Source organism: Pseudomonas sp. PDM26 (assembly GCF_019219185.1).
Taxonomy (GTDB): Bacteria; Pseudomonadota; Gammaproteobacteria; order Pseudomonadales; family Pseudomonadaceae; genus Aquipseudomonas.
Genome location: NZ_JAHUWC010000035.1, coordinates 1 through 1,218 on the forward strand (window position 1 = coordinate 1; position 1,218 = coordinate 1,218).

The 1,218-nt window shown below is 50.6% G+C and carries 1 rRNA gene; it reads left to right on the forward strand.

The window, feature by feature from the left end:
- Positions 1-57 precede the first annotated feature (57 nt).
- Positions 58-1,218 (forward strand): 23S ribosomal RNA (locus KW849_RS30950); the annotation flags it as partial.

Sequence of the window (1,218 nt, forward strand, 5' to 3'; positions counted from 1 at the left end):
TGCGAATTTTCGGCGAATGTCGTCTTCACAGTATAACCAGATTGCTTGGGGTTATATGGTCAAGTGAAGAAGCGCATACGGTGGATGCCTTGGCAGTCAGAGGCGATGAAAGACGTGGTAGCCTGCGAAAAGCTTCGGGGAGTCGGCAAACAGACTTTGATCCGGAGATGTCTGAATGGGGGAACCCAGCCATCATAAGATGGTTATCTTGTACTGAATACATAGGTGCAAGAGGCGAACCAGGGGAACTGAAACATCTAAGTACCCTGAGGAAAAGAAATCAACCGAGATTCCCTTAGTAGTGGCGAGCGAACGGGGACCAGCCCTTAAGTTGATTTGAGATTAGCGGAACGCTCTGGAAAGTGCGGCCATAGTGGGTGATAGCCCTGTACGCGAAAATCTCTTATCAATGAAATCGAGTAGGACGGAGCACGAGAAACTTTGTCTGAATATGGGGGGACCATCCTCCAAGGCTAAATACTACTGACTGACCGATAGTGAACTAGTACCGTGAGGGAAAGGCGAAAAGAACCCCGGAGAGGGGAGTGAAATAGATCCTGAAACCGTATGCGTACAAGCAGTGGGAGCCCACTTTGTTGGGTGACTGCGTACCTTTTGTATAATGGGTCAGCGACTTATTTTCAGTGGCGAGCTTAACCGAATAGGGGAGGCGTAGCGAAAGCGAGTCTTAATAGGGCGTCTAGTCGCTGGGAATAGACCCGAAACCGGGCGATCTATCCATGGGCAGGTTGAAGGTTAGGTAACACTGACTGGAGGACCGAACCGACTACCGTTGAAAAGTTAGCGGATGACCTGTGGATCGGAGTGAAAGGCTAATCAAGCTCGGAGATAGCTGGTTCTCCTCGAAAGCTATTTAGGTAGCGCCTCATGTATCACTGTAGGGGGTAGAGCACTGTTTCGGCTAGGGGGTCATCCCGACTTACCAAACCGATGCAAACTCCGAATACCTACAAGTGCCGAGCATGGGAGACACACGGCGGGTGCTAACGTCCGTCGTGAAAAGGGAAACAACCCAGACCGTCAGCTAAGGTCCCAAAGTTATGGTTAAGTGGGAAACGATGTGGGAAGGCTTAGACAGCTAGGAGGTTGGCTTAGAAGCAGCCACCCTTTAAAGAAAGCGTAATAGCTCACTAGTCGAGTCGGCCTGCGCGGAAGATGTAACGGGGCTCAAACCATACACCGAAGCTACGGGTATCA